This window comes from Nonomuraea angiospora, from assembly GCF_014873145.1.
Lineage (GTDB): Bacteria > Actinomycetota > Actinomycetes > Streptosporangiales > Streptosporangiaceae > Nonomuraea > Nonomuraea angiospora.
Genome location: NZ_JADBEK010000001.1, coordinates 5,285,926 through 5,310,780 on the forward strand (window position 1 = coordinate 5,285,926; position 24,855 = coordinate 5,310,780).

At 69.3% G+C, this 24,855-nt stretch carries 22 protein-coding genes and 1 tRNA gene; 5 read left to right on the forward strand and 18 right to left on the reverse strand.

The window, feature by feature from the left end; translation table 11 throughout:
- The first annotated feature begins 105 nt into the window (after positions 1-105).
- Positions 106-1,056 (forward strand): helix-turn-helix transcriptional regulator, encoded by a 951-nt coding sequence (locus H4W80_RS23860; protein ID WP_192787130.1) that lies wholly within the window; start codon positions 106-108, stop codon positions 1,054-1,056.
- 39 nt (positions 1,057-1,095) lie between these two features.
- Here H4W80_RS23860 and H4W80_RS23865 read toward each other — a convergent pair whose 3' ends face one another.
- The 3 genes from H4W80_RS23865 to H4W80_RS23875 form a co-directional block, all read right to left on the reverse strand.
- The gene (locus H4W80_RS23865; protein WP_192787131.1) at positions 1,096-2,727 is read right to left on the reverse strand and encodes an extracellular solute-binding protein; all 1,632 of its coding nucleotides are present in this window, start codon (positions 2,725-2,727) and stop codon (positions 1,096-1,098) included.
- Positions 2,728-2,774: 47 nt separating this feature from the next.
- Positions 2,775-3,617, reverse strand: a complete 843-nt coding sequence (locus H4W80_RS23870) for a carbohydrate ABC transporter permease (RefSeq protein WP_318787026.1) — start codon at positions 3,615-3,617, stop codon at positions 2,775-2,777.
- Between the two features lie 95 nt (positions 3,618-3,712).
- A complete protein-coding gene (locus tag H4W80_RS23875; RefSeq protein ID WP_192787133.1) occupies positions 3,713-4,684 on the reverse strand; it encodes an ABC transporter permease in 972 nt (323 codons plus the stop codon).
- Between the two features lie 429 nt (positions 4,685-5,113).
- Here H4W80_RS23875 and H4W80_RS23880 point away from each other — a divergent pair, with 429 nt between their 5' ends.
- Positions 5,114-6,139 (forward strand): hydroxyacid dehydrogenase, encoded by a 1,026-nt coding sequence (locus tag H4W80_RS23880; RefSeq protein ID WP_192787134.1) that lies wholly within the window; start codon positions 5,114-5,116, stop codon positions 6,137-6,139.
- Between the two features lie 85 nt (positions 6,140-6,224).
- Here H4W80_RS23880 and H4W80_RS23885 read toward each other — a convergent pair whose 3' ends face one another.
- The 15 genes from H4W80_RS23885 to H4W80_RS23955 form a co-directional block, all read right to left on the reverse strand.
- Positions 6,225-8,090 carry a DUF2264 domain-containing protein gene (locus H4W80_RS23885; protein ID WP_192787135.1) on the reverse strand — a complete coding sequence of 622 codons (1,866 nt, stop codon included), beginning with the start codon at positions 8,088-8,090 and terminating at the stop codon, positions 6,225-6,227.
- 121 nt (positions 8,091-8,211) lie between these two features.
- Positions 8,212-9,348 carry a glycosyltransferase WbsX family protein gene (locus H4W80_RS23890; RefSeq protein ID WP_192787136.1) on the reverse strand — a complete coding sequence of 379 codons (1,137 nt, stop codon included), beginning with the start codon at positions 9,346-9,348 and terminating at the stop codon, positions 8,212-8,214.
- 537 nt (positions 9,349-9,885) lie between these two features.
- Complete coding sequence (locus H4W80_RS23895; protein ID WP_192787137.1) at positions 9,886-10,302, reverse strand: DUF4189 domain-containing protein; 417 nt, start codon at positions 10,300-10,302, stop codon at positions 9,886-9,888.
- 127 nt (positions 10,303-10,429) lie between these two features.
- A complete protein-coding gene (locus tag H4W80_RS23900) occupies positions 10,430-11,614 on the reverse strand; it encodes a vWA domain-containing protein (protein ID WP_192787138.1) in 1,185 nt (394 codons plus the stop codon).
- 3 nt (positions 11,615-11,617) lie between these two features.
- Entirely contained in the window at positions 11,618-12,820 is a 1,203-nt protein-coding gene (locus H4W80_RS23905) for an AAA family ATPase (protein ID WP_318787027.1), read from the reverse strand.
- A gap of 19 nt (positions 12,821-12,839) precedes the next feature.
- Positions 12,840-14,570, reverse strand: a complete 1,731-nt coding sequence (locus H4W80_RS63735) for an ankyrin repeat domain-containing protein (RefSeq protein ID WP_192787140.1) — start codon at positions 14,568-14,570, stop codon at positions 12,840-12,842.
- Positions 14,567-16,255: an ankyrin repeat domain-containing protein gene (locus tag H4W80_RS23915; protein ID WP_192787141.1), complete on the reverse strand. Its 1,689-nt coding sequence runs from the start codon at positions 16,253-16,255 to the stop codon at positions 14,567-14,569. The genes H4W80_RS63735 and H4W80_RS23915 overlap by 4 nt, the downstream gene beginning before the upstream one ends.
- A gap of 110 nt (positions 16,256-16,365) precedes the next feature.
- Positions 16,366-17,499, reverse strand: a complete 1,134-nt coding sequence (locus H4W80_RS23920) for a leucine-rich repeat domain-containing protein (protein ID WP_192787142.1) — start codon at positions 17,497-17,499, stop codon at positions 16,366-16,368.
- Entirely contained in the window at positions 17,499-18,983 is a 1,485-nt protein-coding gene (locus H4W80_RS23925; protein WP_318787028.1) for an SDR family NAD(P)-dependent oxidoreductase, read from the reverse strand. The genes H4W80_RS23920 and H4W80_RS23925 overlap by 1 nt, the downstream gene beginning before the upstream one ends.
- 55 nt (positions 18,984-19,038) lie before the next feature.
- Positions 19,039-19,110 (reverse strand) — tRNA-OTHER (locus H4W80_RS23930).
- 106 nt (positions 19,111-19,216) lie between these two features.
- Complete coding sequence (locus H4W80_RS23935; RefSeq protein WP_192787143.1) at positions 19,217-19,438, reverse strand: hypothetical protein; 222 nt, start codon at positions 19,436-19,438, stop codon at positions 19,217-19,219.
- 29 nt (positions 19,439-19,467) lie between these two features.
- Entirely contained in the window at positions 19,468-19,926 is a 459-nt protein-coding gene (locus H4W80_RS23940) for an NAD(P)-binding protein (RefSeq protein ID WP_192787144.1), read from the reverse strand.
- Positions 19,927-19,946: 20 nt separating this feature from the next.
- Positions 19,947-20,387: a cyclic nucleotide-binding domain-containing protein gene (locus H4W80_RS23945; RefSeq protein WP_192787145.1), complete on the reverse strand. Its 441-nt coding sequence runs from the start codon at positions 20,385-20,387 to the stop codon at positions 19,947-19,949.
- A 26-nt stretch (positions 20,388-20,413) separates the two neighbouring features.
- Positions 20,414-21,679 carry an MFS transporter gene (locus H4W80_RS23950; protein ID WP_192787146.1) on the reverse strand — a complete coding sequence of 422 codons (1,266 nt, stop codon included), beginning with the start codon at positions 21,677-21,679 and terminating at the stop codon, positions 20,414-20,416.
- Positions 21,680-21,698: 19 nt separating this feature from the next.
- Positions 21,699-22,496, reverse strand: a complete 798-nt coding sequence (locus tag H4W80_RS23955) for an alpha/beta fold hydrolase (RefSeq protein WP_192787147.1) — start codon at positions 22,494-22,496, stop codon at positions 21,699-21,701.
- 148 nt (positions 22,497-22,644) lie between these two features.
- Here H4W80_RS23955 and H4W80_RS23960 point away from each other — a divergent pair, with 148 nt between their 5' ends.
- From H4W80_RS23960 to H4W80_RS23975, 3 genes are all read left to right on the forward strand, one after another.
- A complete protein-coding gene (locus tag H4W80_RS23960; RefSeq protein WP_192787148.1) occupies positions 22,645-22,851 on the forward strand; it encodes a 2TM domain-containing protein in 207 nt (68 codons plus the stop codon).
- Positions 22,852-23,201: 350 nt separating this feature from the next.
- On the forward strand, positions 23,202-23,921 hold the full coding sequence (locus H4W80_RS23970) for an alpha/beta fold hydrolase (protein WP_192787149.1): 720 nt from the start codon (positions 23,202-23,204) through the stop codon (positions 23,919-23,921).
- A 49-nt stretch (positions 23,922-23,970) separates the two neighbouring features.
- Positions 23,971-24,846: a bile acid:sodium symporter family protein gene (locus H4W80_RS23975; RefSeq protein WP_192787150.1), complete on the forward strand. Its 876-nt coding sequence runs from the start codon at positions 23,971-23,973 to the stop codon at positions 24,844-24,846.
- Positions 24,847-24,855 lie beyond the last annotated feature (9 nt).

Consider the following 24,855-nt stretch of genomic DNA (forward strand, 5'->3'; position numbering starts at 1 on the left):
CAAGGCCCATCGCATGCCAGCTGTCCATCGCCTGGACATAACTGTGATGTTATTGGAGAGTGAACCGGGCAAAACGGCACAATGTTGAGGAAAAGTAGGACGAAATTGACTTACCGCCGATCGAAGCCTCGCTACGAGAGAGCCGCCGTCTTCAACCCGGACGGCCTGCCGGTCTGGGCGGACCGCCACCGGCTCGACACCGACCTTGCGGCACATGACCACGACTTCTTCGAAATAGCCCTCGTCACCCGCGGACACGGGCTGCACATTGCAGCCGACGGCGACCACCCCCTCCAGCCAGGATCCGCCGTCGTGATTCCGCCGAACCAATGGCACGCCTACGGCCAGTGCGAGGACCTCGTGGTCTTCGACTGCTTCGTCGCTCCAGAGCTGATCGACAGCACCTTGTCGTTTCTCGACGCGGAACTGCCGCTGATGAGAACGGTGCACACATCGGCCCTGCCGCTGCCGCAGCGCGTCCAGCTGAGCCCCTATGACCTGAGCATGGCGATCGCCGAACTGCACAGCATGAGCGATGTGGCCGCCCCGCGGCGCTCGCGCATCCAGGTCGTGGGGCATCTACTGATCTACCTCGACATCCTGAACCGTTCCTGGTCCGCCGACCACTCGACGCACCGTCGCACGATCACCTCGCTCCACCCCGCCGTATCCCGGGCCGCGCAGCTGATGGAGAACGAACCAGGTCGCGCCTGGACGCTCGCAGAACTCGCCGCCGCCACGAGCACGGAGAGAACGCATCTCGTCCGGCTGTTCCAGCGCGATCTGGGCACGCCACCGATCGCCTACCTCAACCGGCTGCGCGCACAGGCCGCGGCCAGACTTCTGGTGCAGACGGATCAACCGATCGCCCACATCGGCACCCAACTTGGCTGGGACGACGCCGGCTACTTCGCTCGACGATTCAAGACCGCCTACGGCCTCAGCCCATCCGCCTACAGAAGGCGTGCTCTCGCCGGCCAGGCCCACTACCACTCCCCTCCGGAGCTCCCCTTGCCAGTGAGCGGCGCACGATTCGAGCCCCGGAGTGACGGTTAGAGCGGCGCGGCAAGCAGCGGCGACAGCCGGCCTTCGGCTTTACAGCTGCCCTTCGTAGTCCCTGCGCATGGCGTCACCGGCGCTGCTTCGCCACGTCTTGACAAGGTCGTCCAGCGTGCCGATCGGCTTTCGTCCCTGGACGATCTCCTTCACGCCATCGTTGAAGGCCTTTTCGACCGCCGTGTTCTTCGAGGCGTGGGTGTCGGAGAACAGGCCGACCGTCGGGTTGGCCGTCCCCTTCGCGAGTACCTTCTTCTGGTACGAGTACTGCATGTCGGCGTCCTGCGGCCGGCCTGGCTGATAGATGACGGCTGGGGCATCGGACAGGTAGCGGATCGGAAGGACCGTGTTCGTCAGGCCGGTCTGCGTAAGCTTGGGGTCGCCGTCGGGACTGACCGTATGATCGACGCCTTCCTGACCGTATATCCGATAGACGTACTCCTCCGTGCCGAAGGGAGCGGCCAGCCAGTTCAGCATCCGCAGGATGAGTTCGATCTTCTTCGGGTCGCTCTGCTTCTTCAGCCCGGTGATCGAAAGGTTTGTTATATAGCCGCGGAACCACGGAGCCAGCTCGCTCCCGTCGCGGGTGTAGACGGGCATCAGAGCGAGCTTGAATTTCTCGTCGGCGGCACCGTTCTGGATGTACTGGCGCCAGCCGAGGTAACCGTCGAAGCAGTTGATCGCAATGGTTCCCGCGGTGAACAGATTCTGTGCTGGAAATTGGTCCGAGAACGCATCGGGGTGCATCACACCGGCCGCCCACAGCTGGGCCAGGTCGGCGATTCCCTGCTTGTACTCTTCGGTCTCGAACTGATGGACAAGCCGTCCGCCTTCTTCTCGCCAGCCGTTCGGCGCCTTGTTCATCATGAGCAGATACTCCCGCACCCCTCCCCAGCTGCCGAAGGCCCAGCGCCTCGCCTTCGGGTCGGTCAGGGCCTTCGCGGTCTCGGTCAGCTCGGCGAGGCCCTTCGGCTCGGGTGACACCCCGGCCGCTTCGAACAGGTCCTGGCGAATGTAGTGGTAGACGCTGACGGCTCCACGGGGGATCGGTATGCCGTAGATCCCACCGTTGAACACTGTGCCCTTCCAGTGCTGGGTGGGGATGTTGGCAAGGTTCGGATACTTCTTGATCGCATCGCCGGCGAGGTGATCGTCCAGCCGGGCGAACCGCTTCTCCAGCAGCAACGGCAGGTTGGCCGCCACCCCCAGCTGCATGACGTCGGGCAGATCGTTACCGGCGATCGTGGTGGCGAACTTCTGCGCGTAGTCGGCGGCGGCGACCATCTGGAGCTTCAGGTCGACACCGAGCCGATCATTCAAGCCGGCCCAATAACTGTTGCTGCCGACGCCCGGCGGGACGGCATAGTAGGTCTGGCTCATCCCGGTGATCGTCTCGCCGTTCCCTGGCTTGTCCGCCACCGCTCTGGGCCGCTCCTTGGGGAAACGGCGAAAGGCCGCCTCGACCCCGTCGGCAGTTGCCGGAAGGTCGGGGGTGAGCCCCGTGTAGGGGATATAGGCCGGCAGGACGACTTTGCTGTTCGACGCCGCCGAGTTTCCCTGGCGCCCGGCGCCGCCGTTGCCGCATCCGGCGAGCGATCCCATGCCCAGGAACACCGCGGCTCCTCCTGCGCCCGCCAGAAACGACCGGCGCCCAAATGCCTTTTCTGACATTTCTTCCTCCTGATCGGATACACGCGGCTGTCGGCCGCCCGTGCATGTCAACCTTTGACCGCGCCGGTCATGACTCCCTTGGCGAAGTGCCGCTGCAAGAAGGGATAGACGACCAGGATCGGAACCAGCGCGACGACGAGGATCGCCATTTGCAGCGGAAGCTGCGGAGGCATGACCTCGGCCCCGGCGCCGACCTGCTCACCGCCGATGGTCGTCTGGTTCACCACGTACGTGCGCAGGACCAGAGATATCGGCCACTTTTCCGTGCTCTGGATGTACAGCATCGCGTTGAAGAACGCGTTCCAATAGCCGACCGCGTAGAACAGGCCCACGACGGCGAGGACGGCCTTGGACAGCGGTAGCACGATCTTGATCAAGGTGGCGGAGCTGGAGGCGCCCTCGATGGCCGCCGACTCGAACAGCTCTCGCGGCAGCCCTTGGAAGAACGCCCGCATCACGACCACGTTGAAGGCGTTCACCATCACCGGCAAGATCAGGGACCACCAGGAGTCCAGCAGGCTGAGTTGCTTCACCACGAGATAGCTGGGTATCAGCCCGGGACTGAACAGGACGGCACCGAGCACCAGCGTCGTCATCGGCCGGACACCGACCGCTCCACGCCTGGACAGCCAGTACGCCAACCCGGTGGTGGCGGCCAGCGAGAACACGGTCCCCACGACGGTGATCGCGATCGAGATGCCCAGGGCCCGCGTGACCACTCCGCCGGACAAGATCGCCTTATACGCCTCGAACGACATCCTGCCCGGCCACAGCACCATGCCACCGCCGGAGGCGGCGATCGCCTCCTTGTCCGCGAGCGAGGTCGCGATCACCGACCAGAACGGGATGATGACCAGCAGGACGGCGACGCCGAGTGCGACCGCCTTCACCAGTTGCAGGAGGGGGTTCGGCCGCTCCATCCAGACCGGACGTTTGCCGCCGGGTGCCGATCGCGCCCGAGCGGCGGCAGACGATTCGATCGTGCTCATTTCCGGTAGACCCCCTGTTCGCCGAACGCGTGGGCCAGCTTGTTCGCACCGATCACCATGAGGACCCCGACGACGCTCTTGACCAGGCCGGCGGCGGTCGACATGCCCCAGTCGCCGCCGACGATGCCGTAGTTGTAGACCCAGGTGTCCAGTACCTCGCTGGACTCGATCCCCGCCGGGCCCTGCTGCAGGATGATCTGCTCGAAGCCCACCGACAGGCTGTCGCCGAGACGCAGGATCAGCAACAGGATGACGATCCCCTTCAGGGAGGGCAGCGTGATATGCCAGAGCCGCTGCCAGCCGTTCGCGCCGTCGACCGCCGAGGCCTCGTACTGCTCCTGGTCGATCTGAGCGATGGCGGCGAGGAAGATGATCGTTCCCCAGCCGGCGTCCTTCCAGATCACCTGCGCGGTGAGCAGCGCCTTGAACAGCTCGGGTACACCGATGACGTGAACCATCGGCAGGTCGTTCTGCACCAAGAACGTGTTCAGCATGCCCGCGTTGCCGAGCATCTGCTGGAAAATCGCGACCACGATCACCCATGACAGGAAGTGCGGCAGATAGAGAATCGACTGCAGCAGCCGCTTCAGTCGCTCACCGGCCAGGCTGTTCAAGAGCAACGCCAGCAGCAAGGGAATCGGGAATACGAAGACGGCCTGCACGACGGTCAGGATCAATGTGTTGGCGACGGCGGACAGGAATGCCGGGTTCCCGTCCCAGAGAAACGAGAAGTTCTCCAGTCCGACGAACGGCGCCTCCGTGATTTCCAGGTACGGTTCGTAATCCTGGAACGCGATGATGTTGCCGAGCAGCGGAAAGTACTGGAACAAGATCAAGGCAATCGCACCCGGCAGGCCGAGCGCGACCAGCACCTTGTCCCGGCGTAGCCGCTGGAACCGCCGTGACCTCCCGGTCTCGACTGCGGCAGTGCCCGCGGTCGAGGGCCTGCCCTCGACGATCATGGCCATGGCGTCCCGGCTTCCGCCGGCGTGTTGCCGCAGCTCAGGTCGGGGCGCGGAGAGTCGCGACCCGGGTCGTGTTCGTCATGGCAATGTGGAGAGCGATATACGGTAATCATTGTTTCTCGCGCATCGGCAGCAAGCCCATCGGCTCAGAATTTGACGGCACCGCCCCACCGGCGATGCCCGCGTCGTTTCCGGGTATTGCTGGGATGTTATTGATCGGTAACGACCGGCACCACCGACAGAGTTGACCAAAACTAGGACAGGGTTGGCACGAGTCGCCGGCACCCCTGGCCCAGGTCGGCACATGCCCGTACGGTTGCTCTCGCCGCACCGACCCGAATCGCCGCCGCGGAATCAGGTCCGCGCGAATTCCGGCAGATCCTTGCGGCCCCGATCCGGCAACCCATGCTGCCTCGAGCCAGGAACAGGTAAATGAAAAACAACAGCAAGCCGAAGACCGTCGCGGTGATGGCGGATCACATCTGGGCCGTTCAATTCGGACCGGCACAGCGCGAACGATTGGCGGCGCTGGCCGACCGCACCTCTCCGGTCTGGGTGCCCTCGCTGGAAACTCCGGAGATCCAGGATCAACTCGGCACGGTGGAGGTCGTGATCACCAGTTGGGGTGCGCCGCCGTTCGACGCCGGCCTGTTGAATCGGATGCCGAGACTCAGGGCGATCCTGCATGCGGCCGGCAGCGTCCGCGGGCTTGTCAGTGACGCTCTGTGGGACCGCGGCATCGTTGTTTCCAACAGCGCCGATCTCAACGCTGAGCCGGTGGCCGAGTACACCTTGGCTGCGATCTTGATGGCCGGCAAGAAGGCGCCGTTCCTGGCTGCCGACGCCCGCGAGTATCGAGCGGATTGGTCGTCCTGTCAGTCCGCCCGCGGCGCGCTCGGCAATTCGGGCCTGACCATCGGACTGGTCGGATTCTCTCGGATCGGACGCAAGGTGGCGGAGCTGATCGACACCGTCATGCACCAAGCCACCTGTCTGGTGGCCGATCCGTACGCCGACGCCGACGAGGTCGCGCGGTTCGGGGCAAAGTTGGTGCCGCTGGAAGAGCTGCTCTCGAGGGTGGACATTCTGTCCCTGCACGCACCCGCGCTACCGGCGACCAGGCACATGATCGCCGCCGCTCAGCTGGCAGCCCTTCCTGACCAGGCCGTGGTGATCAACACCGCGCGCGGCGCATTGATCGACACCGCATCGCTCGAGGCCGAGTGCGTCAGCGGCCGGCTCCACGCGATCCTCGATGTCACGGATCCCGAGCCGCTCCCAGCGGACTCGCCCCTTTACGATCTGCCCAACGTGATGATCACGCCCCACATCGCCGGCGCGCAGGGCGCTGAGACCCGCCGAATGGCCGACGGTGCGCTCGACGAGCTCGACCGGCTGATTCGCGGGCTCCCCCTGCGGCGACGAGTCGATCGTGACGGGCTCGCCATCAGCGCCTGACGTCAACTCCGCAGAGCTGGAGGTGGATCTGCCGGGTGAAGCCGGTCCACCTCCAGACGCGGTCCGACGGTGATGACGTCGGCGATCAGACGCGCTCGATCTCGCCGCTCGGCCACGTCACGACCGGCTGCCCGGAAGCGTCCGGGCGGACGGTCGGCCAGCTGGGCGCGCGGTCGCCCAAGCTGACCGCGGCCACATACCATCGATCGGGTTCCGGAGCGTCGAACCGGCACCACGGGACTTCGAGATCGGCGCCGAACGCATTCTCGACAGCATGGACGGCGATGCCGATCGACCCACCGTCCGTCAGCGGCACCACCGCGCTCACGAGGTCCGTTCTGGCCCCCGGCGCAGGCTTTCGCGGGACCGCGAATCCGGAGATCACCAAAGCCTCGGCCCGGACAGCGGACCCGATCCGCACCGCTCGTACCTCGACCGATCCGCGCACCAGCGAGACACACGTCAGCTCGGGCCCCTCGTCGAACCCTTCACCCGGCTCAGCTCGGGCGAATCTCGCCACGTGTCGGCTCTCGGCTCGATGATCGTCGATACTGATCAAGTCGAATACCGGGCGCTGAGACCAGCGTCCGCGCCGGTCGATCAACGCGACCTGGTTGTCCACCGCCTTCCCTGCCGACCCGTCGGACAGCGGCACGGGAGCAGTGGCGGTCGAGTAGCCGAATCGGTTGTAGAGCGGTCTCTCGGCCACGGGCACCACGCCGCTGTAATCGACGCCGTGGTTGATCGCCCGGACGATACCGTCCGAGGCGGTGCCGGAGACCAGCCACCCAATCGGCCGGATGGCACCGACCCGGTCCTCGAGGTCGATCGGAGCCGGCTGCTCAACATCCGCCCATACCGGATGGGATTCCGGCAGCACCAGCCCGGTCAGCCCAAGACTGGCCCAGTACGGCGAACCCGGCGAGATGTACGACTCACGCATCGCCTCGAATCGGCCGAGCCAGCCCGGGCTGAGCAGACCGTCCTCGTCGAACGCACCTCGCTCGACGAAGTACTTGACGGCGCCCATACAGGTACGACGAAGCCGGCCAGGCGAGTACGGATTGGCGTCGAAGACCGCTCCCGTCCACAGCGCACCTACCGCCGCATGGCGGTATGACAGGGACCGGCCCTGGTGAAGCGGCGCACCGTCCGCGCCGAACAACGCTCCCGCGCCGGTCAGATACGCCTTGAGTCGCTCAGCGTACACGGCCTGACGCTCGGCTGTGCCAGGCTCACCGGCGGAGACGCGGCAGTACCACAGCGAGAACTGCTGCATCACCCAGCCGGCGTACCAGTCGATATTGCCCCCGCGCCCGTCCGGCCGGTTGTCGCTGTACCAGCCGTCGGCCAGATGGCAGCTGTCCAGGAACTCGAGGTTCTCCTCCATCTTCGCCTGGTCGTACGGGCCGCCGACGGATCGCAGGAAGGCCTGGGTCACATTGTGGAACCAGAGCCAGTTGCTGTCGGGGTACCGGCTGCCGATGGAGCCCGCCAGCCAGTCGACGACTTGTTCCTGTACCCGGGGCGTCAGGCTGTCCCAGATCCATCGACGCGACTCGTGCAACGCGATCGCGATCACGGCCGCCTCGACCCGTGCCTGCGCGGCATCCGCGAGCGACGGCCACCGCTCCGAGGACGCCGGATCGGTGGCCGTGGCCAGGCCGCGCGCGTACCAGCCGGCGTGATCATGCGGATCGGACTCCGCTCCTGACAGCCGGAAACCGGCCGCGAGGAACGAACGTGCGAACGCTTCCAGCCCACCGATGATCGGCCCCGAATCGGACGGCGGTCCAGGCAGGTCGAACCGCGCGTGCCCGGGGGTCGACCAGGGCCGCAACGCCAGCAGCGACCGGTCGGCGAGGTGCTGCAGGTGCCGCCGTGTCCAGCCGGTGTAGGGGGAAAGCCGACGATCATCGGCCGGCGATTGCGGACCGGCATCGCCACTCATCAGACAGCCACATCCTCTCGTTGCCGTATCAAGCCGTGGGTCCACGGGTGATCTTCGATTGCCCGACGCGACTCGCTGCGCGGTGCCCGCACCGCTGTGACCGTGCGGCGGACTGTTCGGCTCAGCGCCGGGTCCCGAACACGCGGCGGATCTGCTCGAGGTGTCCGTATCCGTGCACGGTGTCGGGCTCGAGGTAGCTGCCTTCGGTCCATTCGTTCCAGGCGTTGATGGTCACCAGCGGGACCCCGGTCCTCTCGGCGAACGCGCGCACCTTCTCCAGCGCTCGCCCGAACTGTTCCGGGGTGGCGTCGGAGATGGTGTTGGTGTGCGGGTAGCCGAGGCCCGGGTTGTATCGGTCCGACTGGACCGTTCGCGGTGACGGGTCCCATCCGACCGTCACGTTGGGGAAGTACGGCTGGTCGTACGTCCCGGCGAAGGTCTCCCAGCCCTCCTCGGCCTCGGCCAGGATGTCGGCATACGGGGTGAGGAGCGTCGGCATCGCGTGGTGATGCACCCAGACATAGGACGTCACGCTGTCGAAGCCGAGCTGACTGACGAGCGGCGCGACCCCGTCGATCGCGACACCGTCCTGGGGAAGGACGGGCTGTTCCCGGGCGATGGCGTTCAGGTGGATCTCCGGAAAGCCCGCCTGAGCGGCACGCTTGCGCAGGGAGTCGAGCGCGGCCTTGGCGTGGCCGACACCACCGAGGCCCTCGATCAGCGTCGGCAGGTCGTAGATGGACAGGTAAGGCCGGTCATCGATGCGCAGGTAGGCCGGGTGACTGAAATACCGCTCCAGCAGATAGTCGGTCGCCGCCTCGAACTGACGCGCGTCGACGCTGCCGGACTCCAGGTGCACGGCCGGCGTCGCGGACTTCCACGGATGAATGTTGCTCCAGTGGTGATTCGCCCACATCACCGCGAACTTCATGTCGTAGGCCGTTGCATTCCGCAAGAAGGCCGACTCCAGTGGCCGCTCCAGGTAAGGACGGTCGCTGTACCAGTACCAGTCGAAGAGGAAGGCGTCGACACCGTGCTCGGTGGCCATCGCCATCTTGGCCGCCATCACGGCCGGATCGGCCTCATCCTGGTAGCCATGGAGCGGGACACGGGGCTGCTGGTGCCCTTCGAACCGCGCGGTCGCCCGCTTCATCAACTCCCACTCGGTCCACCCCTCGCCATGCCACTGCTCGTTGCGAGGATCGACGTGGTAGTTCGGGAAGTAGTACGCCGCAATCGTCACGGCAGGCTCGGTCATGCGCCCCCCGTCCACCGCCGCGCACCGCGCCCATGGTCAGCCGCTGTATATCGCTTCTCTGGCATGACTTTGATGCTATTGAGGTGGAACTTCATACACCTTGGCGTGGATTGAGGAAAAGTAGGACACAGTTGACCGATCGCTCGCCAGGGCAAGGCGGCGCAGGGAGCCGGTAGACCGCGATGGGCGCCGACGCGGTGATTCGCTACTCGACAGGGCAGAGCAACGGGGCGACGTATTCGTCGCTCACCGACCTCGAGACCAGGCTGTGGTCCGAGTACGCGGCCGGGCAGGTCATTCCGACAGTGCCGACAGGCTGCGACCCGCGGCCCACCCCGGCCAACGCCGTCCTCGTCCACGCCTGGAACGAGTACCTAGAGGAGGTGGATCCGCCCGACGCTGCACGAGCTGGGAGACTCCGGCAGGCCGCTGCGGCCGGACGCCATCGCGGGCGTCCCCCGAACCGGAGTCACCCAACCACGGTGAGCCGGAACTCCAACTTGAAGACAGCTCAACCAGCCAAAAATGGCTGCCGTGTCAGCGGTATCGCCTGGTGCACTGATAGACGATCCAGCGACCGCCGCCCGCATTGGCAATGGCGTTCTTCTTCGCCCTGGCGGGCGTGCTCCCCCTGCCGCCCCAAAAGACGTTTCTCCTGGCGTTGTAGGCGACAGCCCCGCACCCGTTCACGAAGGTGACAAGGACTTTGCAGCTGGAGCGGCCGCATTCTTTCAGTGCCCGCCGCTTGGCGCCAGCCACTGTTCCGTAGTCCCAGGACCTGCCGGTGCGGCCGTTCCGCGCCACAGCAATCGCACCGTAATAGTAACGTGCTTGACTTTCACTCGCAGTAGCCGATGTAGCCGCACTGGCTGCTGCGGGAAACGCCGTAGCCAGCATCCCGCTCGCCATAAAGACGCAAGCGGCCACGGCAGTGAGCTTCTTGCCTAGCTGCATGATGTTCCCTTCGTGCCGTCCGAGCGGACGGCAGCGTGATTGCTGAGGAGAGTCTGTATTGTGCCACTTGCAAATGACTTAAACCGATAGATGCACTGTGAAGGCCGTCAGCGGACCGGCAGGCGTGTCACGCGTCAGCGGTTCGGGGAATGCGGATGGCCTCGACCCAGGCGGGCGGCAGCGGCGGGTCCGCGCCTATGAGCGCGGCGATGAGGCGGGACGACGACGGCGCCTCGGGCCATGGAGTGAAGCCATCGGTCAGCACGATCACGACGCCGGGCCGTTCGGGCAGGGCGAGGGCTGCTTTGATGCCGACCCGCATGTCGGTGCCGCCCCCACCGGCGAGATTCACCTGCTGCGCGGAGGTCACTCGGGCAGCGGTATGCACGTCGGCGTCGCAGGCGAGCACCGTGACCCGGTTGCCGCCGACGCCGACCTCCCGCAGTACGCCGGTGACCTCGGCGAGGGCCGCCGCGAGGTCGTCCTCGCCCATGGACCCCGAGGTGTCGATGACGATCGCGACGCCCGGCAGTGGGCGGCGCAGGCTCGGCAGCACGACGCCGCGCAGTGCGGCGGTGCGGCGGGACGGGCGGTGGTAGGTGTAGTCGACCGCCCCAGCGGCCCAGGCGACCGCCTCCCGTACGGTGCCGGCGAGCACGCGGCGCCAGTCGACCGTCGGTTCCAGGATCTGGTCCGCCCAGCGTTGCCAGCCGGCCGGGAGGCTGCCGCGGTTGCGCCGGTGGGCGCGCATCGCCTCGGCGGTATGCCTGCGCAGAGCCTCGGCCTCGACCTGGTTGACGCCGCCAGGTCCGCCGTCGCCGGTGAGCTCCCAATCGTTCGGTGAGCCGTGGGCGCCGGAGCCGCAGTCGGAGCAGACAGCGGACGGCGGCAGATGCGGGAGATACTCTTCGAACAGCCGCCCGGTCGTCAGCCCGAAGGTGCCGGGCTCCATCCGGCCTTCCGGCAGTGCCAGCCCGTCGGCGAGCAGGTCATCGTTGATCTCGCAGTCCTGGGCGACGTTCACGCGCAGCCGGTCGCGCTGGTCGGCGGCCGGTAGCCGGTCCGCACGGCCGTGGTGGTCGCGCAGCACGTGAGCCAGCTCATGGATCCATACACCCGCGAGTTCGGGAACGGGCGTCGCCGCGACGAACGCCGGTGACACGTAGCACCGCCAGTGCCGGTCGACCGCCATCGTCGGCACGCTCCTGCTCGGCACGACCGTCAGCGAGTAGAGCGCGGAGGCGAGGTACGGCCGGTCGCTCGCGGCACGGTACCGCGCGGCGAGCAACTTGACCTGGTCGAATTCGGCCATGGGTCAGAAAGCGCTCGGCAGCGCGCCGGACAGCTGGAGCAGATCGAGGAACGCGTCAATGCCGCTCGGCACCGGCCAGTCCGTGTCGCGCAGCGCCGCGAGATCCGCGGCGGCCCGGGCCGCGACGTCGGGTACGCCGGCGTCGACGGCCTTGGCCAGCACCGCCCAGCCGGCCTCCCAGCGTCGCCGCGTGAGGTCGCTCTGCACCGCTGAGACGACGGCCGTCAGGAAGGCGAGCTGCCGGTCGCCCCTTTCCGGTAGGGCGAAGGCGTCCGGATTGGCCAGAACGCGGTCCGGGTCGGGCAGGTCAAGCTGTTCGAGGTAAGCCAGCAGCTCCAGACCCGCGCCGTCGCCCACCGCGCCGATCACCGCCGCCGCGACCGCCTTCTGGTCGGCCCCGGCGGCGTAGCCGACCGCCAGCAGGCGCAGCGCCATCTCCCAGGTACGCGGCGACGGCCAGGCCCGGCCCCGGCTCTCCGCGTCGCCGGGCAGATGGTGGGCCAGGCCGGGCCGTGCGGTGAGGAACCCGGAGACCACCCCGCGGGCGCGAGCGACCGCGCTGGGCACCCGGGCCGGGTCGATGAGCGGCAGGGGCACGGCCGGCCAGGTTCCGGCCATGCCTCGTGCGACCGTCCGCGGGTCGTGCGTCCACTGCAGGTGGACGAACCGGTTCGCCAGTGGCGGGCTGAGGTGCCAGCCGTCCGCGGCGCTGGACGGCGGGTTGGCGGCGGCGACCACCCGGACCGGCTCCGGGAGCGGCAGGCTGCCGACCCGGCGTTCGAGGACGACCCGCAGCAGCGCCGCCTGGACGGCAGGAGGAGCCGAGGACAGCTCGTCGAAGAACACGAGGCCGCGCCCGGCCGCGGCCAGCCGCACCGCCCAGTCCGGTGGGGCCATCGGCACCCCGGTCGTGGCCGGATCATCACCGATGATCGGAAGACCGGCGAAGTCGGAGGGCTCGTGCACGCTCGCGATCACCGTCTCCAGCGGGACGCCGAGCCCGGCGGCCAGCTGCTGGAGGCCGGCGGACTTGCCGATCCCCGGCTCGCCCCACAACAGCACGGGGAGGTTCGCCGACACCGCGAGCGACAGCGCCTCCAGCTGCGGGTTCGCGGCCGGCTCCGTCCGCTGGGAGCCGAGCCGGCGAACCAGTTCGTCGGCCGCGGCCAGCGGATCCGGTGCGAAGTCCTCATGGGTGCCGTTCACTGTTCCTCGTCCTTCCACGTCATCCAGCGGACTGGTCCCGGTCCAGCAGGGCCAGGAGGAAGTCCAGGTCGGTGCGCTTGTAGAAGCGGATGAGCCGGGAGAGCGACATGCCCGTGTCGTCGGTGACGTCGGGGTTCGCCCCGGCGGCCAGCAGCGCCCGTACCAGCGCGGCGGAGCCGTTGTCCCCGACCGCCACGTGCAGCGCCGTGCGCCGGTTGTGGTCCACGGCCTCGAGGTCGACCCCGGCCGCCAGCAGGCGCGGCAGCAGGACCTCGTGGTCCAGGTGGATCAGCGCGTGCAGGAGCGTGCGGCGCCGGCCGTCGCGGAAGCGCGGGTCGACCCCGGCGTCGAGAAGCCTGAGCACGCCCGGCGTGTCACCGTGCTGGGCGCGGCTGTACAGCTCCCGCCGCTGCTCCCGCAAGTCCTTCGGCAGCCGGCCCTCGCCGGAGAACACCGCCTGCGCCGCGGCGAAGCAGCCGGCGACCGCGCCGCCGAACGCCCGCATCGCCTGCTCTCGCCGCTGCTCGTCCGCGCTGTGCGGCGCCCGCAACGTGCCGTCCTGGAAGCGCACCTCGTGCCACTCACCGCGGCATCGCACCCGGACCGGGGACGGGAGCTGCGGATCCGGCGGTCCGACCGGATCGGCGGGGTCCGCACGCAGCGGGAAGAGCGCGTCCCGGACCAGCGGATGCAGCCGGTCCGGATCCGCGTCGCCATGCCGGAGCGCGTCGAGGTCCGGCAGCCGCCGCCAGCACGCCTCGGCCAGCACCGGGGTGCCGGAGATCTCCTCGGGGTCGATGATCCGGATCCGCAGCTCGCCGGCCCGCTTGCCGCCTTCCAGCAGCAGGGAGCTGCTGTAGGGAAGCCGTATCTGGAAGCGACGCCCGAAGCCCTCGTGGATGAGCAGCCGGACCTCCGGCTCGAGCCTGGTCAGCGCCAGCGGGAGTTTCTCCAGGACCGGCAACGGATCGATCGGCGTGCCCCAGCGGCGCTCGAGCGGTGACGGATCCAGCGCGATCCCCGCCGCGGCGAGCGCCGCCTCGACCGCCCCTCGCTCATGCAGCAGGGTCACCCATTCGGCGTGGGCCGGCGGGTCGGCGGGACCGGGGTCGGCCGTGGGCAGATCCCCGGCGGCGCGCCGGGTCCCGTCCGCGTTGAAGAACGGCGGCCGGTCTCCGCCACCATGGCGTTCCAGCAGCGCACCGGTGTGCCGTACATCCCACAGGTGCCGCAGCATGGTCCAGTTATGGAGGCTGCTCCGGTGATGGCGCGAGCTGACGGCATGGTCGATCCGGCCGAAGCGCAGGAGCAGCCGCTGCGGCCCGTCCACCATGGGGGGCGTGGTGACGTGCAGGAACTGCGTGGTATTGGCCGCACCCGGGTAACGGCCCAAGGTCACCGTCTGGCCGTTGCGGATCGTCGTACGTCCTGCCAGGACGCGCGGCAGATGCCAGCGCAGCAGGTCCGGCGCGAAATGGCGGAGGTCGTCCTCGACAGCGACCGCGACGGCGCCGCCGTGCTCCCGGGCGATGTCGGCCAGGTCGAACGCGACGTCCACGTTCGCGGCGGCGCAGGCGCCGCGCCAGTCTCCGTCGAGACGTCGTTCGGTGGCCCGCTCGATCATCCACCGGGGAACGGCGTACCGCAGGATCCGCCGCCGGCTCGACGCCTCGTCCGGTGGGTACGACGGCGTGCGGCGCGGCGCGGCACCGGCCGTGGGCTCGGGGGCTGGCGTGCTGACGGCGTTCACTCTTCCTCGGTGAGTTCCGGATGCTCGCGTTCGATGCGATCCGTGATGAAGTCCAGGTCGTCGCGGTCGAGCCAGTCGATCAGGCGGTGCAGCGAGACCGGCCGGCCGTGGATCTCGCCGGTCAGGTCGATCCGCGCCCCTGCGGTGAGCAGCGCATGGACGAGCGCCACCGAACCGTCCCCGCAGATCGCGGAGAACAGCGGCGTGCGCTGGTCCTCGTCCCTGGCGTCGATGTCCAGGCCCGCCGCCAGGAGCCGCCCGAGCAGGTGTCGCAGCCGGTGGGCCGGATCGACGCCGGGATCGAGCAGGTGCAGCAGGTGGAGCAGGGTACGCCGCCGGCCGTCACGGACGCGTGGATCCACGCCGGCGTCCAGCAGCCGCAGGACTCCCGGGAGGTCGCCGTGCTGGACCCGCGAGAAAAGCTCCCTTCGCTGGTCGCGCAGGGCCTTGGGCAGCCGTCCGGTTCCGGACGTCCACGCATGCCGTACGGCGAAGCATCCGGCGACCGCGCCCCCGAACGCCCGCATGGCGCTCTCCCGCTGCTGCTCCTGCGCGCTGTGCGGGATGTGCAGGGCGCCGTCACGGAAGGAAACCTCGTGCCACTCGCCGCGGCAGCGGACTCGGGTCGGCTGCGGGGGTTCCGGGTCGGACGGCGCCACAGGAACGCCCGGCACGGCGCGGCTCGGGAACAGGGCCTCGCGTACGAGCGGATGGAGCCGCTCCGGCGGAAAACCGTCCCGCAGCAGGTCAAGGTCGGGCAGGCGGCGCCAGCACGCTTCGGGAAGCACCGTGTCCGCGGGCTCCGAGCCCATCTCGAATGGGACGACTCGGACGCGCAGCCCCACCTCCGATCCGCCGGTCTCGAAGAGGAGCGCCGCGTACTGCCGGTACGGAAGCCAGAAACGATCGGTTCCCACTGAGGCCGCAAGGCGACGGATCTCCGCCTCCACCCGGGTCAAGGCAAGGGGCATCCGCGCGAGAACGTCGAGCGGATCAACGCGATCCACCACGTGATAGGGCTCGACCTCGAGCGGCGCGGCGTCCAGATCGATGCCGACGGCCGCGAACGCCGCTTCGACCTCGCCGCGTTCGTGCAGCAGCGTGACCCACTCGGTGAGCGACGCCGGGTCGGCGCTGCCAGGGTCGGCCGCAGGAAGCTCTTCCGCCCTGCGCGGGGTGCCGTCGCCGTGGAAGAACGGAGCCCGAGCCTTGTCACCGCCGCAGCGTTCACGCAGGTCGTCGGCATGGCGCACATCCCACAGGTGACGCGACGAGCTCCAGTCCTGGACGACGTCGCGCCAGAACGCGCTGTAGGCCCAGTCGGTCTCCAGATAGGTGTCCTGGTGGTCAACCGGCCCGACGCGCAGGCGCAGCCGCTGCGGGCCGTGGACCATCCAGCGGGGCGTCTGGAGGTACAGGTACGGGGTGTCCGAGGCTTCACCCGGCCGCCCCAGGACCATCACCTGGTCGGGCACGATCGTCGTACGCCCGCGCTCCAGGCGGGGCAGGTGCCAGCGCAGCAGGTCCGGGGCGAAGTTGCACAGGTCGTCCTCGAGCGCCGTCGCGACGGCGGCGCCGTGCGCGTTCGCGATGCCGGCCAGGTCGAAGGTGACATCGACGTTGGCGGCGGCGCAGGCGCCACGCCAGTCGCCGGCGAGCCGTCGTTCGGTCGCCTGATCGACCATCCACGGGGGCACCGCGTACCGCCGGATCCGCCGCAACCGGGACGCCTCGTGCGGCGGATACGAACGGGACGGCGTACGAGGTGGCAGACCGGCCGGTAAGGGCGCCGCGCTCACCGGTAGAGGCTCCCGATCGCGTGCAGGTCCGGATGGGTCCGGGCGGCGGGACGCAGCCGTGGCGCCAGCGCACGCTTCACCTGGCGGGGCACGCCGGGGCCGAACCCGACGTATTCCAGACGGGTGTCGCCGGGAACGGCGGCCAGCAGGACCTTGGCGCCACGGCCGGTGATCCCGGTCCGGCGCAGCTCCAGCCGGCGCAGCGGGCTGCCGGGCAGAGCCGCGGCCAGCGCGGCAGCGCCGGTGTCTCCGGTGACGTTCGCGGGTGCGCCGAGGCTGCGCTCCGAGGGCGGACGTCCCAGGTCGAGTGCCTCGATACCGCTGAGTGCGTCGGCCAGCGCGCGTGCGCCTTCCGGCCCGATGCCGTTGCCACCGAGGCCCAGGCGCACCGGCCGGGCGGGGTCGGCCACCGCGGCGAGCGTGGCGGCGCCGGCGTCGCCGAGGTGGTTCGCCGGAAGGTAGAGCTCGCGTATCCCGGCGTCCCGGATCAGCGCGGCCAGCAGGTCGCCGGACTCCGGGCCCAGCCCGTTCCCGCCCAGGAACAGCCGTTCGACCGGGTTCGGCCGCTCGGTGAGCACGACCAGCAGCGCCCGCAGTCCCTCCCGCGTCAGCCCGGTGTTGACCAGGTCGAGAGTGCGGATCGTCGTGTTCCGGCGCAGCATCGCGGCGAGGGCGCGGACTCCGTCGTCGCCCACCGGGTTCCGCTTGAGCCACAGGGCGCGCACGGTGGTGTCCGTGGCCAGCCGACCGGCGAGCACCTCGGCGCCCGCCGCGTCGATGCGGTTGCAGCCGAGGTAGAGAGTCTCCAGGCCGTGGCCGGGAACGAGCGCCTCGGCGATGGTCCGGGCTCCGTCGTTCCCGATGGCGTTGGTGCCCAGCAGCAGATGGACGGCGTGCGGCGAGGCCACCGCGGCCGGGAGCAGCCGCGCCGCACCAGCCGGGCCGAGGCCCTGCTTGCACAGGTCGATCCGGCCATCGGGCCGTACGGTGCCGAGCGGGAAGGTCTCGTCGGCCGCCACCGGGGCCGGTGCGGCCAGCCGGGCGACCAGCGGACCCAGGTCCGCCGGATCGGCCGGCGGCACGTCAAGGTGCTCGATCGCGGGGCAGCGTACGGGCGTCGGCTCCATCATCACCAATCCACCGGTCGATAGTCCTTCAGGAACAGGCCGGACATCCGTTCCCCGCCCACACCGCGCACGATCGGGTCATAGACCCGGGCGGCGCCGTCGATGACGTCCAGCGGCGGGCGGAACCCTGCCTCCCGCTGCGCGGTCTTGTCCGGATGGGGGCGTTCGTCGGTGACCCAGCCGGTGTCGACGCTGTTCATGTAGATGCCCGAGGCCGCATAGTCCGCGGCGGCGGTGCGGGTCAGCATGTTAAGAGCGGCCTTGGCCATGTTGGTGTGCGGATGGCGGACGGTCTTCTGCTCCCGGGAGAAGCTGCCCTCCATCGCCGAGACCTGTACGACGTACCGGTCCGGCCACGGCGAGGCCTCGAGCAGGCCGCGCAGCCGGGACGTCAGCAGGAACGGCGCGAAGGAGTTCACCAACTGGACCTCGAGCCACTCGGCCGGGTCCACCTCGTGCAGCCGGAGACTCCAGCTGTTGCGGTCGCGCAGGTCCAGCGGCTGACCGGTCTCGTCCGTCTGCCCGGCGGGGAACAACGCCTCCAGGGCGTCCCGCCGCGTGACGGCCTGCCCGGAGTCCGAAGGAGCCGCGAGCGCCGGCACCGGTTCCAGCCGCGCGGCGACGGCCGCCCCCGACATGTCCTCCACGTCGATCCGCGCGGCCAGGCCTCTCAGCGGCGCGCGCTCCGCCGCGCGCACCTCGCGGTGGTACACGGCGGGCCGGCGGATCGTCTGGGCCGCATTGTTGACGAGGATGTCGAGATGGCTGAAACGCCGCTGGACGGACTCCAGCAGACCCGCGACGGCCGCCAGGTCGAGCAGGTCGACACCGTGGACGTGTACCCGGTCCAGCCAGGCTTCGGCGTCGGGCACGGCCGAGAGCCGACGGGCGGCATCCCGGGGGAAGCGGGTGGTGACCAGGACGTCCGCGCCGTCACGCAGGAGCTTCAGCGCCAGCTGGAAACCGATCTTCACCCGTCCCCCGGTCACGATCGCCCGGCGGCCACGCAGGTCGCAGCGGGCGTGCCGGCGGGCCATGTTCTCCTCGGCGCAATCCGGGCACAGCAGGTGGTATTCCGGATGCACCTGCTGGTAGGCGGACTTGCAGACGTAACAGCGTCGCGTGCCCACCAGCGAGCTCCGTGCCGGCGAGGACCGGTCACCCGGCGGATCCGGCTCTGCGGAAGCGGCCTGCTCCCGGGGGCCCGTCGAGGCTGCTCGCGGGACGGGCGCCGGGGATGGATCCTGCTCTCGATAGCGCGCCGTGGCCGCCGTGGCCTCGTGGTCGCGTCGCCTGCGCTCGGCGTGCCGCGACGCCTTTCGTGTCTTCTTTCCCGCCCGGTACAGGTGCGCCGCGGCCTCGTGCACGGCCGCCCATCGAGGATCGGCCGGATCCGCGACGCGCGCCTGAGCCATCACCCGCAGGCAGGTCTCGACCTCCGCCTGGTTGGGGAGAATGTCTGATCCGTGCGGCGGTGTCCCGGTCACGTCAGGATCGATGACCGACACCCACACCCCCGCCGATGACTTCCGCGATCTGGGGCAAGGCTGGTCGGATTCGAACCGACGTCCTCCAACCTGCTGTAAGGCGCGACGACCTCTGCGCTACAGCCTTGCCGCTGCAGAGCTTAGCGAATAGCACAGGCATTCGATGCCTATTAACGGCGTATGGGGATGAGAGCCGCGTTCGGGATGGCGCCACGGTGGCGCCGTAAGAGGCATCAATCGCTCGCGAGCGCCGCGTGGACGGACGAGACCGCACCCGGGTCGGCGCCGATGAAGCAGAACAGCCCGCGGGAAGCCAGCCGGTCTTGCCGCCCGTCCGGCCGTTCGACGACGATCGACGTGAGAGTGCCGTCGCCCGCCAGTTCGCGAACCAGGTTGCCGGTGTGGAGCCGGATCCGGGAGTGCGTGCGGATCCGGTCGGTCAGGTAGGACGACATGCGAGCTCCGAGCTCGGCACCGCGGACGATCAGATCCACCGTCGCGCCGTGGGCGGCGAGGGAGAGGGCATGCAGCCCGACTTCTCGAATGCCGCCCATTGCGGGATGTCGAGGCGCCGGTGGTGCGCGCCGCTGACCCCGTTCGGGAAGCCCAGGTAGTTCTCGATCCGGGCGCTCTTGGCAGCCTGGCCGCCGAGCCCGTCGCGGTCCAGCAACACCGTGACGGGACCCTCGGACGCCCCGTACACGGCTGCGGCCAGACCCGCCGGGCCGGCGCCCACCACGACGAGATCCACGGGACTTCCATGGGGCCGGTAGGTGAGGCCGAGCGCCTTCGCGATCGTGCCGGGCGTCGCGCGCCGCAGCACCGCGCCGTCGACGATCGCCGCCGGGAGCTCGTCCTCCGTGAGCCCGGCCGAGGCCATCAGCGAGCGCCCGGGGTGCGAGGCCGCGTCGAGCCAGGAATGCGGCAGGAGCAACTGCGTCACGTAGAAGCGTTTCCGCGGCGTCAGGGCGGCCGACGATCTCCAGGGCATTGCCGGCCACCGAGCGGATGAACTCGCCGCTCCCCGAACGCCTCAAGCAGGAGGTCGTCGATGTCGGGCTGCTCGGCGAGGACCCTGCGCAACGCTGTCGCACCGATCCGGACGACCGTCCCGGCGGTCACCACGCGCGCGGTCAGGTAGACGTGCTGGCCGGTCAGCAGGCTGAGCTCACCGAGGAAGTCGCCGGGACCGCCCTGGTAGACCAGACGTTCCGGCTCGATCGCCGTCGCGTCCCGGATGATGTCCACCGTCGCGGTCAAAAGCAGGAAGAAGTCGTAGGAGTCGTCGCCGGGCGCGTACAGGTCCCGGCCGACCTCGACGTGTTCCGTTTCGCCGTACTCGACGAGCCGGCGAGACTGCTCTTCGTCCAGGACCGGCCCGCGCTGCGCCGCGCCGTCGTTCATGTGACTCCTCCGTTCGGTCGCACGGGTCAGAGCGCGTCTCCGGCTGGAGCTCCGCTCCAGCCGAGCTGCTCAACGGGCTTCGCCCGGGCGACGGTCACGAGGTACAGGAGCAGGCCGGCGCTGGTGAGGGCGAACCCGGCCCAGACGGTGGACAACGTGCCCCAGCCGGCATTGAGGGTGACGGCGCCGCCGATCGCGCCCAGCGAGTTGGCCAGGTTGAGTGCGGCCAGGTTGAGCGCGCCCATCAGGGTCGGGGCGTCCGGCGCGAAGCCGGTCAGCCGCACCTGGATGGTGGGGATCGCGAACATCATGGTCGCGCCGACGCCGAACAGGCAGGGCAGCAGGACGAACAGGTTGCCGCCGGCCACGCCGATCAGCGCCAGCAGTGCCAGGACAGCGCCGTAGCCCCAGATCAGGCCGCGGTTCTCGTACCGGTCGGCGACGCGTCCGCCGAGGTGGTTGCCGGCCGCCATGCCGAGGCCGAAGACGGCGAGCGCGATCGGGATGAGCGAGGCGTCCTGCAGCGCCGCGTCGGTGATGAACGGGCCGATGAAGGTGTAGACGGCGAAGATGCTGGAGATGCCGAGCGCCGCGACGGTGACCATCAGCCAGACGTTGAGCCGGCGCACGGCCTGCAGCTCGCCGGCGATGGAGCCGCCGTGCAGATCATGGGTACGGGGCAGCCAGGCCACCAGGGCGGTGCCGGCGAGCAGGCCGATGGCGACCACGACCCAGTACATGGCGCGCCAGCCGGCGTTCTGCCCGATGAAGGTGCCGAGCGGCGACCCGACGACGGTGGCGATGGTGAGCCCTCCCATGACGGTGGCGAAGGCCTTGCCACCCTTGCCCGGGCCGTACACGTACGCCGCGACCACGGCTCCGGCGCCGAAGAACGCGCCCTGCACGCTACCGGCGACGAACCGGAAGACGACGAGCAGCACGATGTCCGGCGCCAGCGCGGACATCCCGTTGCCGATCAGGAACAGGGCGATCAGGCCGAGCAGCAGCGTGCGCCGGTTGACCCGGGCGGCGAGCAGGGTGATCGCCGGCGAGCCGATCACCACCCCCATGGCGTAGGCGGTGATCGCGTGGGTCGCGACCGGGATCGACACGTTCAGATCGGACGCGAAGAGCTGGATGATGCCGTTGCTGCCGAACTCGCCGGTGCCGATCGCGAAGGTGCCCAGTGCCAGCGCGAGCAGCGTCAGCTTCGGATTGCGGCCGGGCGACTTCACGGGGGTGTGCCGGCTCTCTTCGGCGGCGCACTGGCCTTCGTATGCACGCTGGTGCAAGGTCCCCTCCTCGGCAGGGTCAGCGCGCGGCGCGCTTGACGAGGTCGGCCGTCACGGCCGGCTGCGAGATCATCGCGACGTGCGAGGCCCTGACCTCGGTGGTACGTGCGCCGGCCCGCTGCGCCATGAACCGCTGCGCCGCGGCCGGAAGCACGTTGTCGTCCCGGGCCACCAGGTACCAGGACGGGATCTCCTTCCACGCTGGCGCGCCGGACGGCTCCTGCAGTGCGCGCACGTCGCTCGGCCGCTGACCGGCCCACATCAGGTCGGTGGTCGCCCTCGGCAGGTCGCCGGCGAACACCTCGCGGAAGACCTCGTGCTTGACGTACCCGTCGACGAGGCCCTCACCGTAGGGACGGAAGTCCAGCGCCGTCTCCCCCAGCTTGCTGCCGGGGTACTTCGTCTGCAGGCCCAGCAGCGTGTCCCCCTTGTCGGGGGTGAACGCGGCGACGTAGACCAGCGCCTTCACGTTGGCATTGCCGGTCGCGGCGTTCGTGATGACCATCCCGCCGTACGAGTGCGCGACGAGCACCAGCGGGCCGCTGATGGTGGCGAGAATGCTGGACAGGTAGGCGGAGTCGGCGGCCACGCCGCGCAGCGGATTCGCCGGGGCGAGGACCGGGTAGCCGTCGCGGATGAGCCGGCCGGCGACGCCGTTCCAGCCGGAGGCGTCGGCGAACGCGCCGTGCACCAGCACGACGGTCGGCTTGGACCTGCCCTCCGGCCGGGTGTGTGCCTGCGCCGCGGGCGCGCCGAGCAGGGCGCCGGCGGTGACCGCGGCCGATCCGGCGAGCAGGGTACGGCGGGTGGTCGTCATGGATGCGGAACCTTTCAGCAGAGGTTGATCGCCGGTCAGCGTAGGTTCGGGGACTTGACGATCTCTGCACGGCCGGTTCCCTCGTCGTCAAGTGCGCCGATCTAGCCTGGCGCCGTCGTAGAGGTAGGCCGTCGAAGAACGGGTCGAGATGAGATCGAGAAAGAGCGAGCGCCAGCTGAAGGTGGGCCTGCGGGTTCACGTCATCTGCTACGTCGTGGCGCATGTGGTGCAGGTCGCGGTGTGGTGGCTCTTCACCCCGCAGCGCTTCTTCTGGCCGCTGTATTCGCTGGTCGCCTGGGGTGTCGGGCTGGCGTTCCACTTCCGGGCGGCCTCCTCGCCCTCCCGGCGGGACTGAGCGGTGTCGTTCTTTCTCGAGTTCGTACGCGATCCCATGACGGTCGGCGCGGTCGCGCCGAGCAGCCCGGCGTTGGCCAGGGTGGCGACGGCGGCTGGCCGCCCGCCACCCGGAGGTCGACGTCGTTCACGCGGACGCCGCCGACCTCGCCACGGTGCTGGCGCAACGTGGGCCCCGCCTGCCCGGCGGCTGCTGCGCTCCATGCGGTGGCGGTTCGACGAGGTGGTCATCAGCCGGACGGTGTGGGCGAATCTCCCGCCCGCTCTCGTCTACTACTGCCGCCGCCCGGCGGAGGCCGACGTGCACGGCGCGATGCGCTGAAGATCAGCAACATTATGAAAGGCGAGCAAATGGCACACCAGAAACCGACGATTGTGCTCGTACACGGAGCCTTCGCGGACGGCAGCGGCTTCACCGCGATCGTCCAGCGGCTCGTCACCGGCGGCTATCCGGTCGTCGTCGCGCCGAACCCGCTCCGGGGGCTCTCCTCCGACGCGGAGCAACTCAAGGCGCTGCTGAACAGCATCGACGGACCGATCGTGCTGGTCGGCCACTCATACGGTGGCGCCGTCATCTCCGGCGCCGCCACCGGAAACCCGGCGGTGAAGGCGCTGGTCTACCTGGCGGCGTTCGTACCGGAGACGGGCGAGAGCGTCCAGGAGCTGGTCGAGAAGTACCCGGGCAGCACCGTGGGCGAGTCACTCAAACCCGTGCCGCTGCCCGGCGGGCAGGTCGATCTCTACATCGACCCGCGCGTGTTCCATCCCCATTTCGCGGGGGATCTGCCTGCCGAGGAGGCCGCGCTCTTCGCGATCACGCAGCGTCCCGCCACCGGCGCCGCCCTCGGTGAGCCCGCCGCCGGCCCGCAGGCCTGGCACACGATCCCGAGCTACAACCTGATCAGCGGCGCCGACCGGATCATCCCGCCGGCGGCGCAGGAGTTCATGGCCCAGCGCTCCGGCGCGACGGTCGAGGTGGTCGAGGGCGCCTCGCACCTGGTGTTCGTCTCGAGTCCGGGCCCGGCCATAGCCTTCATCGAAAAGGCGGCGAGTGAAACCGCGCAAAAGTGATGGCACGGGCGTTCCCTGAAGGTAATCAGAACACCCGAGGATGACCGCCATGGGTTCCTCTCTGATCCTGGGCAGTCTGCCTTTCGCCATCGGCATCGTCATGCTCGGCCTGGGGCTCAGCCTGACGCTGGACGACTTCCGGCGGCTGGGCCGGTATCCCAAGGCGGCCCTGGTGGCGCTGCTGTGCCAGCTCGTGCTGCTGCCCGGGATCTGCTTCGGCCTGGTGCTCGCCTTCCGGCTCCCGCCGGAGCCGGCGGTCGGGATGCTGCTGGTCGCGGCGTCGCCGGGCGGGCCCACGGCCAACCTGTTCAGCCACCTGTTCGGCGGGAACGTCGCGCTCAATGTCACGCTCACCGCGACCAACTCGGTGCTGGCCGTGCTCACCCTGCCAATCGTGGTGAACCTCTCGGCCGGGTACTTCTTACCCGGCGGGGCCGCCCTCGGGCTGCAGTTCGACAAGATGGTGCAGGTCTTCACGATGGTGGTCGTGCCCGTCGCCATCGGGATGCTCGTGCGCGCGTGGTCGCCCGAGGTGGCGCGGCGGCTCAACCTCCCCGTCCGGGCACTGTCGGTCGTGGTCCTGGCCGGAGCCATATTCGCCGTGCTGTACGCGGAGCGGAACAACCTCGTCGGCTATTTCGTCTCGGTCGGACTGGCCGTGCTGGCCTTCAACGTCGTGAGCCTGCTGATCGGGTACGGCGTGCCGCGCCTGGCCGGGGTCGACCACCGCGCGGCTGTCGCGGCCGGGTTCGAGATCGGCATCCACAACACCGGTCTCGCCATCACGGTCGCACTCAGCCCAGCGCTGTTGAACAGCGCCCAGATGGCCGTTCCCGGCGCGGTGTACGGGATTGTCATGTTCTTCACGGCGGCCGGGTTCGGCTATTTGATCACCCGCCGGGTTCGATCGGACCTGCCACGGTGACCGGCCGCG

Bases quoted from the DNA above. Each gene is read 5' to 3' on its own strand.
- H4W80_RS23865 (WP_192787131.1), bottom strand. From the start codon at position 2,727: ATGTCAGAAAAGGCATTTGGGCGCCGGTCGTTTCTGGCGGGCGCAGGA.
- H4W80_RS23875 (WP_192787133.1), bottom strand. From the start codon at position 4,684: ATGGCCATGATCGTCGAGGGCAGGCCCTCGACCGCGGGCACTGCCGCA.
- H4W80_RS23880 (WP_192787134.1), top strand. From the start codon at position 5,114: ATGAAAAACAACAGCAAGCCGAAGACCGTCGCGGTGATGGCGGATCAC.
- H4W80_RS23885 (WP_192787135.1), bottom strand. From the start codon at position 8,090: ATGAGTGGCGATGCCGGTCCGCAATCGCCGGCCGATGATCGTCGGCTT.
- H4W80_RS23890 (WP_192787136.1), bottom strand. From the start codon at position 9,348: ATGACCGAGCCTGCCGTGACGATTGCGGCGTACTACTTCCCGAACTAC.
- H4W80_RS23895 (WP_192787137.1), bottom strand. From the start codon at position 10,302: ATGCAGCTAGGCAAGAAGCTCACTGCCGTGGCCGCTTGCGTCTTTATG.
- H4W80_RS23900 (WP_192787138.1), bottom strand. From the start codon at position 11,614: ATGGCCGAATTCGACCAGGTCAAGTTGCTCGCCGCGCGGTACCGTGCC.
- H4W80_RS23915 (WP_192787141.1), bottom strand. From the start codon at position 16,255: ATGGTCGATCAGGCGACCGAACGACGGCTCGCCGGCGACTGGCGTGGC.
- H4W80_RS23920 (WP_192787142.1), bottom strand. From the start codon at position 17,499: ATGATGGAGCCGACGCCCGTACGCTGCCCCGCGATCGAGCACCTTGAC.
- H4W80_RS23935 (WP_192787143.1), bottom strand. From the start codon at position 19,438: ATGTCGTCCTACCTGACCGACCGGATCCGCACGCACTCCCGGATCCGG.
- H4W80_RS23945 (WP_192787145.1), bottom strand. From the start codon at position 20,387: ATGAACGACGGCGCGGCGCAGCGCGGGCCGGTCCTGGACGAAGAGCAG.
- H4W80_RS23955 (WP_192787147.1), bottom strand. From the start codon at position 22,496: ATGACGACCACCCGCCGTACCCTGCTCGCCGGATCGGCCGCGGTCACC.
- H4W80_RS23960 (WP_192787148.1), top strand. From the start codon at position 22,645: ATGAGATCGAGAAAGAGCGAGCGCCAGCTGAAGGTGGGCCTGCGGGTT.
- H4W80_RS23970 (WP_192787149.1), top strand. From the start codon at position 23,202: ATGGCACACCAGAAACCGACGATTGTGCTCGTACACGGAGCCTTCGCG.
- H4W80_RS23975 (WP_192787150.1), top strand. From the start codon at position 23,971: ATGGGTTCCTCTCTGATCCTGGGCAGTCTGCCTTTCGCCATCGGCATC.